The 16899-nt window shown below is 71.5% G+C and carries 10 protein-coding genes and 1 pseudogene; 5 read left to right on the forward strand and 6 right to left on the reverse strand.

What is annotated here, in order from left to right:
- Positions 1-21: 21 nt before the first annotated feature.
- The 4 genes from pepN to K7G59_RS09405 form a co-directional block, all read right to left on the reverse strand.
- The gene (gene pepN / locus K7G59_RS09390) at positions 22-2595 is read right to left on the reverse strand and encodes an aminopeptidase N (protein WP_225832120.1); all 2574 of its coding nucleotides are present in this window, start codon (positions 2593-2595) and stop codon (positions 22-24) included.
- 127 nt (positions 2596-2722) lie between these two features.
- Positions 2723-3913, reverse strand: coding sequence for a TerD family protein (locus K7G59_RS09395; RefSeq protein WP_225832122.1), 1191 nt, complete (start codon positions 3911-3913; stop codon positions 2723-2725).
- Between the two features lie 120 nt (positions 3914-4033).
- Positions 4034-5050 carry an aspartate-semialdehyde dehydrogenase gene (locus tag K7G59_RS09400; RefSeq protein WP_225832124.1) on the reverse strand — a complete coding sequence of 339 codons (1017 nt, stop codon included), beginning with the start codon at positions 5048-5050 and terminating at the stop codon, positions 4034-4036.
- A 118-nt stretch (positions 5051-5168) separates the two neighbouring features.
- Positions 5169-7352 carry a TerD family protein gene (locus K7G59_RS09405; protein WP_225832126.1) on the reverse strand — a complete coding sequence of 728 codons (2184 nt, stop codon included), beginning with the start codon at positions 7350-7352 and terminating at the stop codon, positions 5169-5171.
- Between the two features lie 120 nt (positions 7353-7472).
- Here K7G59_RS09405 and K7G59_RS09410 point away from each other — a divergent pair, with 120 nt between their 5' ends.
- Together K7G59_RS09410 and K7G59_RS09415 are read left to right on the forward strand one after the other, a co-directional pair.
- Positions 7473-8024, forward strand: coding sequence for an RNA polymerase sigma factor (locus K7G59_RS09410; protein ID WP_374114205.1), 552 nt, complete (start codon positions 7473-7475; stop codon positions 8022-8024).
- A gap of 1 nt (position 8025) precedes the next feature.
- Positions 8026-8883: a hypothetical protein gene (locus K7G59_RS09415; RefSeq protein ID WP_225832128.1), complete on the forward strand. Its 858-nt coding sequence runs from the start codon at positions 8026-8028 to the stop codon at positions 8881-8883.
- A gap of 64 nt (positions 8884-8947) precedes the next feature.
- Here the strand turns inward: K7G59_RS09415 and K7G59_RS09420 are convergent, their stop codons facing one another.
- Together K7G59_RS09420 and K7G59_RS09425 are read right to left on the reverse strand one after the other, a co-directional pair.
- Entirely contained in the window at positions 8948-12259 is a 3312-nt protein-coding gene (locus K7G59_RS09420; protein ID WP_225832130.1) for a S8 family serine peptidase, read from the reverse strand.
- A gap of 154 nt (positions 12260-12413) precedes the next feature.
- On the reverse strand, positions 12414-12956 hold the full coding sequence (locus tag K7G59_RS09425) for a CGNR zinc finger domain-containing protein (RefSeq protein ID WP_225832132.1): 543 nt from the start codon (positions 12954-12956) through the stop codon (positions 12414-12416).
- Positions 12957-13077: 121 nt separating this feature from the next.
- Between K7G59_RS09425 and K7G59_RS09430 the strand changes: the two genes are divergently transcribed.
- From K7G59_RS09430 to K7G59_RS09440, 3 genes and pseudogenes are all read left to right on the forward strand, one after another.
- Complete coding sequence (locus K7G59_RS09430) at positions 13078-13527, forward strand: VOC family protein (protein WP_225832134.1); 450 nt, start codon at positions 13078-13080, stop codon at positions 13525-13527.
- 2 nt (positions 13528-13529) lie between these two features.
- Positions 13530-14435 (forward strand): pyridoxamine 5'-phosphate oxidase family protein, encoded by a 906-nt coding sequence (locus tag K7G59_RS09435; RefSeq protein ID WP_225832136.1) that lies wholly within the window; start codon positions 13530-13532, stop codon positions 14433-14435.
- A 573-nt stretch (positions 14436-15008) separates the two neighbouring features.
- A pseudogene (locus K7G59_RS09440) lies at positions 15009-16765 on the forward strand (TIGR03767 family metallophosphoesterase).
- Positions 16766-16899: the final 134 nt, after the last annotated feature.

A 16899-nucleotide genomic window follows, 5' to 3' on the forward strand; every position in this document is an offset into this window, starting at 1 on the left:
CCCCCGGGTTGGTACGGACGGTTACGAAGCCGCCGCGTCCGCCGCCTGGGCCCGCAGCGCGCGCTCGACGCCGGAGCGGGACTCCGAGACCAGGCGGCGCAGGGCCGCGTTCGGTTCGGCCGCGGCCAGCCACGTGTCCGTCCTGGCCAGGGTCTCCTCCGACACCTGGATCGCCGGATACAGGCCGATCGCGATCTGCTGGGCGATCTCGTGCGAACGGGCGTCCCAGATGTCCTTCACGACCTCGAAGTACCGGTCCGCGTACGGCGCCAGCAGCTCGCGCTGGTCGGTCTGGACGAAGCCGCCGATCACGGCCTCCTGCACGGCGTTCGGCAGCTTGTCGGAGTCGATGACCGACGCCCACGCCTCCGCCTTGGCCTCCGCGGTCGGACGCGACGCGCGGGCGGTGGCGGCATGACGCTCGCCTGCCGCCGTCTTGTCCCGCTCGTACTCGCCCGCGATCTCCGCCTCGTCGAAGCGGCCGACCGCCGCGAGCCGCTCCACGAACGCCCAGCGCAGCTCGGTGTCCACGGCCAGGCCCTCGATGGTGTGCGTCCCGTCCAGCAGACCCTCCAGCAGGTCCAGCTGCTCCGGCGTGCGGGCCGTCGCCGCGAAGGCACGCGCCCAGGCCAGCTGGTGGTCGCCGCCCGGCTCGGCCGCACGCAGGTGGGCCAGCGTGGCGTCGGTCCAGCGGGTCAGCAGGGCATCACGGGCGGCCGGGTCGGCGTACAGGTCGATCGCCAGCTTCACCTGACGGTGCAGCGACTGGACGACGCCGATGTCGGACTCCTTGCCGATCCCGGACAGCACGAGGGACAGGTAGTCGCGGGCCGCCAGCTCCGCGTCCCGCGTCATGTCCCAGGCCGACGCCCAGCACAGCGCCCGCGGCAGCGAGGCGTCGAAGTCGCCCAGGTGCTCGGTGACGAACGCCAGCGACTGCTCGTCCAGGCGGACCTTCGCGTAGGACAGGTCGTCGTCGTTGAGGAGGATGACGGCCGGGCGGCGGACGCCCGTCAGCTGCGGAACGGCGGTCAGCTCACCGTCGACGTCCAGCTCGATCCGCTCGGTGCGCACCAGCTTGCCGCTCGCCTCGTCCAGGTCGTACAGGCCGATCGCGATGCGGTGCGGGCGCAGCACCGGCTCGCCCTTGGCGCCGGCCGGCAGCGCCGGGGCCTCCTGGCGGACGGCGAAGGAGCCGATGACGCCGTCGGCGTCCGTCGCCACCTCGGGCCGCAGGATGTTGATGCCGGCCGTCTGCAGCCACTTCTGCGACCAGGTCTTCAGGTCGCGGCCGGAGGTCTCCTCCAGCGCACCCAGCAGGTCCGACAGGCGCGTGTTGCCGAACGCGTGCCGCTTGAAGTACGCCTGCACGCCCTTGAAGAACTCGTCCTCGCCGACGTACGCGACGAGCTGCTTCAGGACACTCGCGCCCTTGGCGTACGTGATGCCGTCGAAGTTGACCAGGACGTCGTCCAGGTCGCGGATGTCCGCCATGATCGGGTGCGTGGACGGCAGCTGGTCCTGCCGGTACGCCCAGGTCTTCATGGAGTTCGCGAACGTGGTCCACGAGTGCGGCCACTTCGAGCCGGGCGCGGCGGCCTGGCAGGCGATGGAGGTGTAGGTGGCGAACGACTCGTTCAGCCACAGGTCGTTCCACCACTCCATGGTGACCAGGTCACCGAACCACATGTGGGCCAGCTCGTGCAGGATCGTCTCCGCCCGCACCTCGTACGCCGCGTCCGTCACCTTGGACCGGAAGACGTACTGGTCGCGGATGGTGACCGCGCCCGCGTTCTCCATCGCACCCGCGTTGAACTCGGGCACGAACAGCTGGTCGTACTTCGCGAAGGGGTAGGCGTAGTCGAACTTCTCCTGGAACCAGTCGAAGCCCTGCCGGGTCACCTCGAAGATCGCGTCCGAGTCGAGGAACTCCGCGAGCGAGGGACGGCAGTAGATGCCGAGCGGCACGGACTGCCCGTCCTTCTCGTACACGCTGTGCACGCAGTGGTACGGGCCGACGATCAGCGCGGTGATGTACGTCGAGATGCGCGGGGTCGGCGCGAAGGTCCAGACGTTGTCCACCGGCTCGGGCGTCGGCGAGTTCGAGACGACCTTCCAGCCCTCGGGCGCCTTCACGGTGAACTGGAAGGTGGCCTTCAGGTCCGGCTGCTCGAAGGACGCGAACACCCGGCGGGCGTCCGGAACCTCGAACTGGGTGTACAGGTAGGCCTGCTCGTCGACCGGGTCGACGAAGCGGTGCAGACCCTCACCGGTGTTGGTGTAGGCGCAGTCGGCGACGACACGGAGGACGTTACGGCCCTCCAGCAGTCCCGGCAGCGCGATCCGGGAGTCCTTGAAGACGTCGGCCGGGTCGAGCGCGTCGCCGTTCAGGGTCACCTCATGGACCGTCGGCGCGACCAGGTCGATGAAGGACGACGCACCGCTTTCGGCGACGTCGAAGCGCACCGTGGTCACGGACCGGTAGGTGCCGCCCTCCTGCGCGCCGGAGAGGTCGAGATCGATCTCGTACGAGTCAACGGTGAGCAGCTCCGCCCGCTGCTGAGCCTCTTCGCGAGTCAGGTTTGTGCCAGGCACGCGGTCATCTCCTCGTTATGTGTGCTTTCGGTCATCCTTCCACGGGACCTGCACGGAGGGCGACGTCCCGGGGCCCCGCGGCACAGCCCTAGGGAAAGCCCTATGAAACGTCCGAGGGCCCGGGGTCTCAGCCGCCCACCGCGATCCGCCAGGGGCCGTCGGCACCTACCCGCAGCACTCCCGGGCCCTGGATCGGGGCCAGGACGTCGAGCCGGCCCGCCTCGTTGACGAGGAGATCCACTTCGTCCTCCGGCACGTAGGGGTCGGTGGAAGCAAAGTGGTGCCACACGGTGAAGTTGCTCTCGCCCTGGTGTGTGAAGGACAGCACGCCCGCCTTTCCCTCGTACACCAGCAGGTCGGGGCCCCGGCCGTGGAGGGTGTGCTCCAGCCGCCGGGCCTGGCCGAGCGGCAGTACCCGCAGCGTCCACGGCTTGTCGGCCTCCACGCTCAGGGACAGCGGGCGGTCGTGGGGGACGGAGGCCAGCGTGCGGCCGTGGACCTCGTCCTCGTAGGCGTCCAGCAGCAGCTCGTCGGTGCGGCCGTACTCGTCGCAGGACCACACGCTGACCGAGATGCTGTTGCGGCACTCGACCTCGACGACCACCCGGCAGCCGGGCGGGAGCGACGGGGGACAGACGACGCGGTGCTTGCCGGAGGCCTGGTGGACGAAGGGCGGGAACGCGATCGCGAGGTCGCCCATGGGGCCGTCCGGCACCGGCCCCGGCGGTGCTACGGGCATCGGCGGTGCTACGGGCATCGGCGGGACCGGCAGGGTCTGCGGGGCGGGCTCGTCCTCCACCGAGATTCCGAAGTCGGTGGCGAGTCCGGCGAGACCCGAGTCGTAGCCCTGCCCCACCGCGCGGAACTTCCAGCCGCCGTTCCTGCGGTAGAACTCGCCGAAGACGAAGGCCGTCTCCGTGGTCGCGTCGGTGATCGCGAAGGACGCGACCGGCTGCCCCGCCGGGAGGGCCACCCGGATGTCGAGCTGCGGTATCTGCCCGAACTGGCCTCCGTAGGCGGAGGCGGAGACCACCACCCGGTCCACCCCGGCCTCCACGGCCGCCAGGTCGAGCCAGATCCGGTCGGCCGTCCCCCCGCCGGAGCCCTGCCCCTTGCCCAGATGGCGCACGGTGCCCGAGGGGTGCGCGGGCTGGTTGTAGAAGACGAGGTCGGCGTCGGACCGGACCCGGCCCGTCGCGTCGAGCAGCAGGGCCGAGACGTCCACGTCCGGAACGCCGGGTCCGTGCTGCCACGTCACCGCCACCTGAAGGGCTTCCGTGGGAACGGGCAGATTGCCGCCCTTGGCCATCTGGGTCATGGCGTGATCTTCACATGAACCGCAGACTTGTGTGACCCGTTTTGGTCGTTCGGGCAAGACGTGACAGGCGGGGCGGGACACCGTGCCGGTGCCCCGCCCCGCCTGCCGTACGAGCGGGTGTCAGCCCTTCAGCTCCGCCGCCACCAGCTCCGCGATCTGGACGGCGTTCAGCGCGGCGCCCTTGCGCAGGTTGTCGTTGGAGATGAACATCGCCAGGCCGTGCTCGACCGTCTCGTCGCGGCGGATGCGGCCGACATACGACGGGTCCTGGCCGGCCGCCTGCAGCGGCGTCGGGATCTCGGAGAGGGCCACACCGGGGGCGCCGGCGAGCAGCTCGGTGGCGCGCTCCGGGGAGATCGGGCGGGCGAACCGGGCGTTGACCTGGAGGGAGTGGCCGGAGAAGACGGGCACGCGCACACAGGTGCCGGAGACCTTCAGGCCCGGGATCTCCAGGATCTTGCGGGACTCGTTGCGCAGCTTCTGCTCCTCGTCGGTCTCGTTCAGACCGTCGTCGACGATCGAGCCCGCCAGCGGGAGCACGTTGAAGGCGATCGGGCGCTTGTAGACCTGCGGCTCGGGGAAGTCGACCGCCGCGCCGTCGTGGGTCAGCTTGTCGGCGTCGGCGACCACCTTCTGCGCCTGGCCGTGCAGCTCCGCCACGCCCGCGAGGCCGGAACCGGACACCGCCTGGTAGGTGGCGACGACCAGCGCTTCGAGCCCCGCCTCCTCGTGCAGCACCTTCAGGACCGGCATCGCGGCCATCGTCGTGCAGTTCGGGTTGGCGATGATGCCCTTGGGCCGGTCGGCGATCGCGTGCGGGTTCACCTCGGAGACGACCAGGGGCACCTCCGGGTCCTTGCGCCAGGCGGAGGAGTTGTCGATCACGACGGCGCCCTGGGAGGCGACCTTCTCGGCCAGCGCCTTCGACGTCGCGCCGCCCGCGGAGAAGATCACGATGTCCAGACCCGTGTAGTCGGCGGTCGCCGCGTCCTCCACCGTGACGCCGTCCAGCACGGTCCCGGCCGAGCGGGCCGAGGCGAACAGGCGCAGCTCCGTGACCGGGAAGTTCCGCTCCGCGAGGATCCCGCGCATGACCGTGCCGACCTGACCGGTGGCTCCGACGATTCCGACCCTCACTTGCGACTCCTTCAGCTGGCTTGCGGGTGCCCTCTACGTGGCCGTGGCGTTTCCATCATGCGTCCCACCCCGGCCGGTGTGTCCAATCGTTTGCCCACAGGACGGACAGTCAGTCCGGTCAGTCGCGCAGTTCGAGCGTCCACTCGCCGAGCGATCGCACGTGGAGGAATGAACTCGATATGCGGTACGGACCGGAAGAAGCGGTGAGTTTCCGGTACGGGAACAGGTTTTCGTCCAGTTCGAAGACGTGGATCATGGAGCTCGCCCCGGCGATCACCAGCTCGCACTCGGGCCCGGTGTGACGTACGACTCCGTACCAGCCGCCGTGCGTCCGCGCGCCGAGCACGGGCGCCGCGCTGAGCGGTTCCGGCTCGAGCCGCCACTTCGTACCCTCGACGGCCTTGACGACCACGAAGCAGGAGCCGCCCGGGTCGACCCACACGGGACCGAGGACGGGGCGGCGGCGACGGTTGGTGTCGGCGACGATCGCCCACTTCCCGTAGGGGTGGTTCAGGGCGAACACGGCCAGCTTCTCGTCCTTGCCGAGCGACGTCCGCCGTACGGTCATCAGTGTGGGCGGCCCTTGGTACCGCAGGACCGTGGAGCCCTTGCCCTCGGCCGGGCCCGTGAGCAGCGGCGCCTCGTCCTCGGACAGCAGGCGCAGCGTCCACTCGCCGGTGTGCCGGACGCGTACGGTCTGCTCGGCCTGGCCCGCCCTGAAGGCCACGGTCACGCCACGGGTTCCGTCGGTAACGCCGTCGAGCCAGTCGCCCTCGTCGCCGTACTCGTCGACGGTCTTCACCTCGAGGCGGTAGTCGGCGCCGGCGCCCGGGAAGTCGTACCGGACCAGGGCCGGGCGCCCGGGCCGGGGGTTGATCAGTGTGATCGTCTTCTCGCCCCGGCCCTGGTAGACGCCGCTCTTGTGGCCCGCGGACGGATCACGGACGGGCAGCGGGGTGGCGGTGAGCTCCCAGTGGTGCCGGCTCCTGTCGATCGCCAGCAGGAGGGGACCGTCGGGGATCCGGACGGTCGCCCTGACCCGGCGGCCGTTCCAGGCGCTGTGGAGCTCCTCCGCCCGTCTGAGCTCGTCGGGTGTGTCGCCCTTGTGGCAGTTCAGCTGGAACCGGCCGTTGTCGGGGTCCTTCGCGCGGATCTTCAGATCGGCCGTGCCGCCCGTGTGGAGGAGGACTTCGGGGCCGCTGCCCTGCACTGTCCCGGTGCCGATCGGGCGGGCCGCCGACAGGGGCAGGACGGTCAGCGTCCAGTCCCCGGAGCAGCTCACCTTCAGCCGTAGCGGGCCGCCCTTGCGAGGTGGCACGAGCAGCACACGGCCGTGGTGCTCGGGCAGGTCGTGGCAGAAGACCGTGTCGTCACGTCCGGGGATCTGGACCTGGATCCACTTGTACTTCTCGACCCGCGCCTCCATGATCACCGGCCCCGAGTCCGGGGGGAACGGGATGTCCATGGTGATCTTGGTGCTGCCGGTGCCGCTGTGGACGTACGGCTCGAAGTCGAAGAAGCTGGGGCCCCAGGGGGAGCCGGTGGACGGAACGGGGGCGTCCGCCCAGGCCGCCGGCACAGCGGGCCCTGCTACGGAGGCCGTCGGCACGGCGGACCCTGTCACGGAGGTGGCCGGCATGGCGGGCCCTGCCGTGGAGGTGGCCGGCACGGCGGGCGCCGAGCCCACCTTGGACACGCCCTTCAGAGGCACCGGACCGGACACCGGCTGAGCCACGGGAGGGGCTGCGGGCCCAGCCGGTGATGGCGCCGGTGTCTGCTCGGCGACCACGATCCCGTAGTCCGTCGCCAGTCCCGCCAGCCCCGAGTCGTAGCCCTGTCCCACCGCGCGGAACTTCCACGCCCCGTCGCGCCGGTAGAACTCGCCGAGGACGAAGGCCGTCTCGGACGATGCGTCCGTCACCTCGAAGTGGGCCACGATCCTGCCGTCGCGGGCCACGGCCTGGACATACAGCCCGGGCACCTGCCCGAACGTCCCGCCCTCGCAGGACCCGGCGATCACCACGCGCTGGACGACCGCTTCGACGTGCGGCAGGTCCAGCTCCAGCCACTCGGCGAACTGGCCGCCGCCCTGTCCGACGCCCGCGTGCCGGACGGCGCCGGACGGGTGCGCGGGCTGGTTGTGGAAGACGAGGTCGGCGTCGCCCCGCACCCTCCCCGTGGCGTCCAGGAGCAGTGCGGAGGCGTCCACGGCCGGGGTCCCCGGGACGGCACTGCGGCCGACCGCGATCCGCAACGGAGCTGCGGGGACAGGAGTGTTGGCGCCTTTGGCGATGTGGCTCATGGGGCCCATGCTGGCAGTGGAGAAGGTGTGGAGAAAAGATCAGAGAAGTTTCCGGAACCCGCACCGAACGTTTCGGCCCGCGTCGGCGTCGTAGGGGCACACGTGTGAGGGGGTGGCCTGTTGCTGCGCGGAGGGGTGCGCCGCGACCAGGGGGCGTACGCGGCCGGTACGGACGAACGTGCCGGCGGTGACCCACTGGACGCGGCCCAGGAACGCCGGGTGCGGGCGGTGCTCGCACTCGGCGGGGTGCCGCAGTCGGATCTGCCGGACGGGGTGCAGCAGGTCCGGCTGCGGCTGCTGGAACGCGCCGCGAGCGGGCGCGAGGCGCCGCGGGACGTGTCGGCCTGGGCGGCGGTGGTGGCCTCCAACCTCGCCATGGACTGGCACCGCGCCAAGCGGCGCCAGGAACGGCTGGGGGAGCGGCTGGCCTCGCTGCGGGAGCCCGCGCACCCCTCCGGCGAGGAGACCAGCCTGCTCTCCCTCGCCGTCGCCCGGGGCCTGGACGAACTGCCCGACACCCAGCGGCAGGTCCTGATCCTGCGCTTCTTCGCCGACCTGCCGGTACGCGGCATCGCGGACGAACTGGGCATCCCGGAGGGCACGGTCAAGAGCAGGCTGCACACGGCGGTCCGCGCACTGCGCGAACGCCTGCACGAGGACGAGGTGGTGTGACATGCCTGCCGCAGACGGGGACAGCGCGGAGTACGGCGGGGAGTACGCCGGTATGGACGCGCTGCTGAAGGAAGAGCTGACCTGGCTCGCGGAGGCGCTCACCGGGGAGCTTCAGGAATCCGCACCCGAGGAGTCCGAGTCCCTGGAGCCGGCTGCCTCGGCGCGGTCCACCGCATCGCCCCGAAGCCTCGGGCCGGGCACACGCCCCCGCGGCAGCACCCGCCCGGTCAGCCCCGCCAGGCCCCCGCGCCCGGGCCGCCCCGCGGGTCCCCGGCGGGTCCTGCGGATCGCCCTGGGCGCGCTCGCCGGCGCTGCCGCCCTGACGATGGCCGTCGGGCTCGGCTGGGTGGCCTCGCGGGGGGACGGCGCGAAGGCCCGGAGTGCGGACGAAAGCGCCAAGAGCGCCGCCCACGCGCCCGCCGAGTACTCCTGGGACGGGGGCCGGCCCGACGACCCGGAGCTGGCCCTGGCCTGCTTCCGGCTGGTCGTGGAGGGCACCGTGACGAAGGTCGAGCCGGAGCACCCGTCGCCGCGGGCCCGGATCGTGCTCACCGTGTCCCGCTCCTACAAGCCCGCGCACACACCGCCCGAGGTCGTCGTCCGCCTCGACGCCGGAGCCCGGCCCGTGCCCCTTGTCGGGCAGCACGTACTCGTCGGGGTCCCCCAGGACGCGCAGAACGCGAGCCTGTGGGCCGTCGGCGACGACCGCGTGGACGTCAACCGGGCGTGGATCACCGAGGCTCTGCCCGGATCCCGCCACCACCTGTGCGGAGAACACGGAGAGTACGGAGAGCACGGAGAGCACGGAGACCACGGAGAACGCGGAGACGGAGAAGGCGGAGAGCGCGGAGATCAGTGACGCGGAGAACAGCGAGGGGCGGGCGTCCCCCCGGACGCCCGCCCCCCGCTTCGGACTCACGCCGTTACGGCGCGACCTTCTCGATCTTCACGCTGCCGGTGCCCGCGACCGTGCCGCGCGCGTTCACCAGCTGCACCCGGCCGAAGAACTCACGGCCGGCCGGAGCCTCCGCGAGGGCCGTGACCTGGCCGGTCACCGTGGCCGAGTCACCCGTGCCGAGCTTCACCGGCGTCGAGGCGTCGACGGAGACCGTGCCGAGGGCGGAGGAGAAGAACACGTCCCGGTAGTCGTAGTCCGTCGAACCGGCCGGGACCGAGTAGCCGACGACCGTGATGGTGTACGTGCCGGCGGCCGGGGACGGGATGGAGACCGCCTCCTCCGAGTCGCCGTCCGCGGACTGCGCGACCTTCTTGCCGCTAGCGTCGTACACGGTCAGGTCCAGGTCGGCGGACGCGTCGGAGACGCCACCGATGGCCACGTCCAGGGAGGTCGCGCCGGCCGGGACGTCCACCGTGCTGGTCTGCGTCTCGCCTTCCTTGATCGACGGGCGGGCCGTCCGGGAGGAGCCGAGCGGGCCGCCGACCAGCTTGCCGTCCAGGGCCGCGAAGGTGTTGGTCACCTTCCAGGACGCGGTGGCCGGGGTGCCGACCTGCGCTTCGGGCACGGTCACGGTCTCCGGGTCGAAGGCCGCGCCGAGCACGGCGACGTCCAGCTGGTAGGGGTTGTCGAGCAGCGGCGAGGTGCGCCGGGACTCGACCTCCACCTCCCAGACGCCGGGCTGGGGGTCGGCGTACGCGCGCACGCCGGGCTTGCAGCCGTTGCCGTTCAGGTAGTTGTTGTAGCAGTACGGGGTGCCGGTGTTGTCGACCGGAGTGCCGTAGGGGTGGATCGCGATGAACCGGGTCTGGCTCTTGTCCTGCAGCCCGCTCATCGCGACCTCCAGCGACTTGGCGCCCGCGGGCACGGTCAGGAAGTACGACCGCGTGCTGTTGCGCTGCACCGAACCGGACACCGAGTAGGTGTAGTTCACCGGGGTGGCGACCACGACGGTGGTGAGGATCTGCTTGTCGATCCCCGTCGTGAACGGGTCGTCGACCTCCAGGATCGCGCTCTTGATGCCGGCCGACGCCGGGGCCGCCTGGACCTTGACGGTCACCGGCTGGTTCAGCGGCAGCCGCACCAGGTCGTCGCCGACGATCCGGAAGGTGCCGCCCGCGTTGTTCGCGAAGTGCAGCGCGTGCCAGACCGCCCGGTCCGGGCCGGAGGTACGGGTGATGGTGACGTCGTACGTCTTCTTCTGGCCGGCCGTCAGGCCGCCCTCACGGTCGTACAGGCCGGTGCCGAAGCCCGGCGTCTTCAGCGCCTGGTCGAGCGCGGTGTCGACCGGGGCCTTGACGGTGTAGTCGTGGGCGTCGGCGTCGTCGCGGATGGCGTCCCACGCGTCCACGATGTTGATCCGGCCCGCGCCCTCCTCGTACGCCTGCACACCCTTGATGTGATCGGCGGTCGAGGTCAGCGCCGTGCGCAGCTCGGCCGGGGTGAGGTCGATGCCCTTCTGCTTGGCGGCGCTCAGCAGCAGCGCGGAGGCGCCGGTGGCCTGCGGGGAGGCCATCGAGGTGCCCTGCAGCATCGAGTAACCGGCCGGCAGCGAGTAGCCCGCCTCGGCGACCGGGGAGCCGGGCAGCCAGGTCTGGGTGGTGTTGATCGCGGCGCCGGGCGCCACCAGGGTCGGCGTGAAGCCGCCGTCCTCACGCGGGCCGCGCGAGGAGAAGGGCATCATCGCGTAGTCCTTCTCCACGACCGAGCCGTAGTTGGCGGCCCAGGTCTCCTTGGAGACGGCCGCGCCGACCGAGATCACCTTGTCGGCCAGGCCCGGGTCGCCGATCGTGTTGGCACCGGGGCCGGAGTTGCCCGCGGAGATCACCAGCTGGACGCCGTAGGTGTCGATGAGCCGCGTGTACAGCTCGGCGCGCGCGTTGTTGCCGTCGTTCAGCGCCGGCAGGCCGCCGATCGACATGTTGACGATGTCGACGCCCCGGTTGGCGACCAGGTCGATCATGCCCTCGGTGAGGGCGACGTTGGTGCATCCGCCGGTCCAGGTGCAGGCCCGCGAGGAGACGATCTTCGCGCCGGGGGCGGCGCCGTTCATCTTCCCGCCGAACAGGCCGTTGGCGGCGGTGATACCGGCCACGTGGGTGCCGTGCTCGGACTCGATGACACCGATGTTGACGAAGTCGGCCTTCTTGCCGACCCAGGACCCGCCGTAGGCGTCCATCGGCACGTCCTTGCGGATCTGCACGACGAACGGCACCCGCTCGACGACGTCGGTCGCCGGGTCGTCGGTGCCGAAGTAGCCGATCTGGTAGCCGTCCTTGTACGGCTTCATCGGCGTGTCGTCGGTGAAGTCGTGGTTGTTGTTCAGGTCGAGCGTGACCGTGCCGGCCGCCGCGTCGTACAGCACACCCCAGCTGTCGGTGGTGTCGCCGTCCCGGTTCAGGTCGCCCTTCTCGTCGCCGCCCGTGGTGGCGGACTCCTTGAAGGTGCTGACCTGGTACGAGCCCGTAGGCGCCGTCCAGGACTGGCCCGCATAGGTGAAGGCCGGGCCGGAGACGGAGGCGACCATGGGACGCCAGGTCGCGTCGCTGTCCAGGATCGGGTCGGTCGCGGTCACCCAGTCGACGATCTTGCGCTCGCCGGTGGTGGTCTTCTGCAGCGCGGGGTGGCCGAGGTCGACCCCGGAGTCGAGGATGCCGATGGTGACGCCCCGGCCGTCGGCATGCGGGTGCTCGGCCACGAAGTCGACGGCACCGGTCTCGAAGGACGGGTTGTAGGGGTTCTTCGCCGGGGTGTCCTTGCCCGGACCGGAGTAAGCGGCCGTCGATCCCGCACTGCCGGCGCCCTGGGCGGTGTCCGCGGCGGGCGCCGGGTCGTCGAGCTGGATCTCCTGGCGCAGGTCGATGGCGTGCACCGAGGACAGCTCGGCCGCGGCCTCGATGGCCGAATCGGCCTTGGCGGTGGGGACGGTGGCGCGGACGTAGCCCAGCTTGTCGTAGGTACGGCCCACCGAGCCGCCCTTGACCGCGTCCAGTTCCCGGGCGACCTGCTCGGTCTGCCCCGGGGCCGTGGCGATCATCATCGTGACGTTCTTGTCGCCGTCGGCCTTGGCCTCGGCGAGCAGGTCGGCGTCGTCCGAACCCAGCTTGTCATGGGCGGACTTGACGCCGGAGTCGGCCGCCGCGGTGTGCGGGGCGTCCGCGGCGAGGGCCAGGGGTATCGGCCCGGTGGCGCTGAGGGCGGCCACCACGCCCACGGCCACGGCTATGCGGGCCAGGCGTCTGTGGCCGGGTATGGGGTCACGCTCGGGAGTGTGGGTCATCGGCGTCCCTTGAGGTAAAGGAAGGGCGACTGCGGAGCGCTCAGCTTTACCCAAAGGGCAGTCTTTTGGGGACCGTTGACCCAATCGATATTCATGTATGGGGAAAACCCGCGATGTGATTTGTACGGACAGGCCCTGCTGGTCCGGTATTTACTCAGTTTTCCTTCGAACGCGCGTAGTGCCGGGATGCCTTCGCGCGGTTGCCGCACGCCGCCATCGAGCACCAGCGCCGGGTGCCGTTCCTGGACGTGTCGAAGAAGTGCAGGATGCACGCCTCGTGGGCGCAGGCCCTGATCCGGTCCGGCGCCTGGGTGATCAGTGCCAGGTAGTCACGGGCGGCGAGCCAGGCCGGCCCCCAGGCCGGATCGGTGAACTCGGGCTCCTCGGCAGGGCCCTCGGTGGTCAGCCGGGCCCGGATCCGGCCGTGCGCCAGGACGGCGTCCACGAGCGGCGCCCCTTCCCCGGGTGACCCGTCCACGGCCGTCCGGAGCGCCTCGCGGGCCTGGCGCAGATGCCGGAGGGCGACCGCGTCGGCGGCGTGCGCGCCGTCGAGCCCGTTGGACCTGAGCCACACGGCCAGCCCGTCGAGGTCGGCGAGCAGGTCCTGGGTGACGCCTTCCTTGTTCCACCGGGTGTTCAGCAGGTCGAGCGCGAGGGGTTCGCCGGTGAGGGGGCGGGGGTCGCGGGCGGTGGACATCGGGCACTCCTTCTCGGCTAACCACTCAAGGGTACGTGACCGGTTGACGCCATCAAGCCTAACCTCTTAATGTGATGACACAGGTTAGAAGTGCCCGCGGGGCACACCGAAGGGGAGAGCCATGACCTTGCGCACCGGCCACACCGGCCTGAACGTCACCGACCTCAACCGCTCGCTCGCCTTCTACCGGGACGTCCTGGGCTTCGCCCTGCTCGTCGAGGGCAAGGAGGGCGACCGCCGCTACGCACTGCTCGCCGAAGAGGGCGGTGACCAGCCCGCCCTCACGCTCTGGCAGCAGGCGCAGGGGCCGTACGACCGCGGCCGGGCCGGACTGCACCACCTCGCCTTCACGGCGGACTCGATCGACCGGGTCCGGGAGTACGAGACGGCACTGCGGGCGGCCGGGGTCGACTTCGCCCACGACGGCGTGGTCGCCCACCGCGAGGGCGGGACCTCGGGCGGGATCTTCTTCCACGACCCCGACGGCACCCGCCTGGAGATCGCCGCACCGCTCGGCCCGGAAGGCGCCCCCGCCCCGCATGCCGAGGCTCCGACCTGCGGTTTCTTCTAGCCATGAGCGTCTACCGCGCGGGCTCACTGGCTGTGCAGGACCTGGTGGGCGTCCGCGACCGCGCCGACCACGTGGGTCGCTCCCTCGGCCAGGACATCAAGCCGGTCGCAGCCGCCTTCCTGGAACTCCAGCCCCTGCTGATCGTGGGCGCGGCGGACCCGGGCAACGGACAGGTGTGGGCCGCGCCGCTCACCGGCACCCCCGGCTTCGTCCGGGCCACCGGGCTCCGCCAGATGTCCGTCGGGACAGGGACGCCCCCGGCCGGCCCTCTCGCGGTGGCCCTGAGCACCCCCGGCACGCCCGTCGGCACCATCGCCCTCGACCCGCGGACCCGCCGCCGTATGCGGCTCAACGGCCGGCTCCGGCCCACGGCCCGGGGCTTCGCGGTCGAGGCCGACCAGGTGTTCTCCAACTGCCCGAAACACATTCAGCGCAGGGACTCGTACGAATGGGTCGCCGGGCGGGAGCCCGGCCCGCCCGAGCACCTCCGCCAACTGGACACGGCCGCCACCGGGTTCATCCGTGCCGCCGACACCTTCTTCCTGGCCACCGCGCACGACGCCGGCGCCGACGTCAGTCACCGGGGCGGCAACCCCGGCTTCGTCCAGGTCGTCTCACCGCACGAGCTGACCTGGCCGGACTACGCGGGCAACGCCATGTTCCTCACGCTCGGCAACCTGCGTGCCGACCCGCGCGCCGGACTGCTCCTGCTGGACTGGACGACCGGCGACACCCTCCAACTCACCGGCGAGGCCCACGCCGAGTTCACCGCCGACGGCGCGCGCACGGTCCGCTTCACCGTCACGCAGGCCGTCCGCATTCCGGCCGCCCTGCCCCTGCGCTGGTCGGCGCCCGAGTACTCACCGGCCAACCCGGCGGCCGGCGTCGGGGAACACGCCGTAGGTTGAGGGTGGCGGACCACGCCGTGCGCGTCCGTGACGGACGGTTCCGCTCGCCCGCTCGTCGGGACCCGGCGGCGTCCCCGAGTGGATGCTGCCCGCCGGCGGCATGGCGCACGGCGAGGACCCGCGTGCTCCGCAGCGGACGGCTGCGCCGCCACGCCGACCGCCAGGGCCTGCGGATCCTCGCCGAGTGGCGACATCACCGGCGGCGCACTCCGCCACGAGGCCCGACTCCGCCGCCCGGCAGGACCTTGACGCCGTAGCGAGCCTGTCCGGGTGCGCCGGGCCGACGTGGCTCCGCGGCTGTGTGCGAGCGCCCCGCACACGGACCTCTCGCCCCCGAGATCCGCCCCCTGCCCCAGGAGATGAACGCGGAGCAACCGCCCCCCGGCCACGCGCGATCCACTCCATGACCGCCCCGGTACCCCGTGATCCACGTACCGCGATCGGCGCTGCGCGTTGCCGCCCTGTTCACACGCAGGTCATCCCCGGTGCCAACCATCCCAAGCGAGCGGGATGTTCGCGCGAGCGGCGGCCCGCGACCACTGTCGACGCGTTCGCACTCGGGGAGATCGCGCCATGTCGCGCATACGCTCTGCAGCCACCTCCGCACTGGGGGCCAACCGCCGTACCGTCCTCGCCGCCGCGGGAGCGGCCTCGCTCTGCGCGGGCGTCGGACACGTCCTGCGCCCCACCGAAAGCCGGGCCGCCACTGCCGCCGACGCGTCCACCGCCTCCCGGAAGGGCGGTGCCACAGCCCCCCTGGCGCCCTACACCAAGGGCACCACCCTCGCCTCCGTCGCCGCGCCGCGGACCGGTACCCGCTACCGTCGCCTGGGTGACGGGCCCGGCTGGGCGCAGGTCGTGCGCACCGAGCTGGCCGCCCCCAAGCCCGGCCGCGCGGACCGCCGTACGGCGATCGCCGCGTTCGTGCAGTTCACCGACATGCACCTGACGGACGTCCAGCACCCGCTGCGCGCCGAGTACGTGCGGGCCGCGGATCCGCACGCCTGGCGCCCCCAGGAGGCGCTGACCGTGCAGGGCGCCATCTCGCTCGTCGAGCGGGTCAACGCGCTGCGCTGCGCCCCCGTCACCGGCGCCCCGCTGCGCTTCGTCATGGCCACCGGTGACAACACCGACAACAACGCCCTGTGTGAACTCCAGTGGTACCTGCAGGTGATGAGCGGTGGCCGCATCACCCCGAACTCCGGTGACCCGCGGCACTACGAGGGCGTCCAGAACAGCGACCTGAAGCTGTACTGGCAGCCCGGCTCCACCGCCCGCGACGGCGACAAGGCGCTGGGCTTCCCGTACCTCGAGGGCTTCCTGGCCGCCGCGATCCGCGAGACGACGAGCCCCGGCCTCCACCTGCCCTGGTACTCCACCGTCGGCAACCACGACACCCTCCAGCTCGGCGTCTACGGCTCCCACGCAGACCCCTACCTCGCCGAGGCGGCCGTCGGCGGCAGGAAGCTGATGCTCGTGAGCGCCGCCGAGGCCGGGAAGTTCGCCGCCACCAACAAGAACGGCCTGGACCCCACCGGCTCCGGCTACCGCGACTTCCTCGCGGCGCACGCGCGGGGCATGCGCTCCGTCACACCGGACGAGAAGCGGGCGCCGTACACCCCGGCCGACTACCTGAAGGCCCACCTGGACCCCGCCCACCAGGGCGCCGGCCCGGTCGGCCACGGTTACACCCCGGCGAACCTCGACGCCGGCACCCAGTACTACAGCTTCCGCGTCAGCGACGACGTCATCGGCATCAGCCTCGACACGACCGACGCCGGCGGCCACTTCGAGGGCTCCGTCGGCACCGCCCAGCTGGACTGGCTGCGCAGGACGCTGAAGGACAACAAGGACTCCTACGCCGTCGTCTTCAGCCACCACACCAGCAGGACGATGACCAACACCCGGCCCGACCCGGCCCGGCCCGGCCCGGCGAGCGTCGGCACACCGGCGACGAGGTGGTCTCCGTCCTCGCCGCGCACGGCAACGTGCTGGCCTGGGTGAACGGCCACGTGCACAAGAACATCATCACGCCGCACCAGGGCCCGGCCGGCCGCCACTCCTTCTGGGAGATCTCCACCGCCTCGCACATCGACCACCCCCAGCTGGCCCGCGTCGTCGAGCTCGTCGACAACAAGGACGGCACGCTCTCCGTCTTCACCACGCTGATCGAGTCCGCCGCCCCGCACCGCACCGATTTCGCCGACCTCTCCCAGACCGGCCTGGCCGCCCTCTACCGGGAGCTGTCCTTCAACGCGCCCGGAGCGAGCACGACCTTCGCGGGCGACCCGTCCGACCGGAACGCGGAGCTGGTGCTGAAGAAGGCTTGAAGGTTTCACGCACGTCGTCCGGTGTTAACCCGTACGTAACGTCCGTACCGCCTTATATCCGCTAACCCGCTTTTCACGGGGATGGTTCGATTTGTCTGCAAGGCGGGTGGTCGTATGCGCACGAGGCGCGGACT

The organism is Streptomyces sp. NK08204, from assembly GCF_020400585.1.
Taxonomy (GTDB): domain Bacteria; phylum Actinomycetota; class Actinomycetes; order Streptomycetales; family Streptomycetaceae; genus Streptomyces.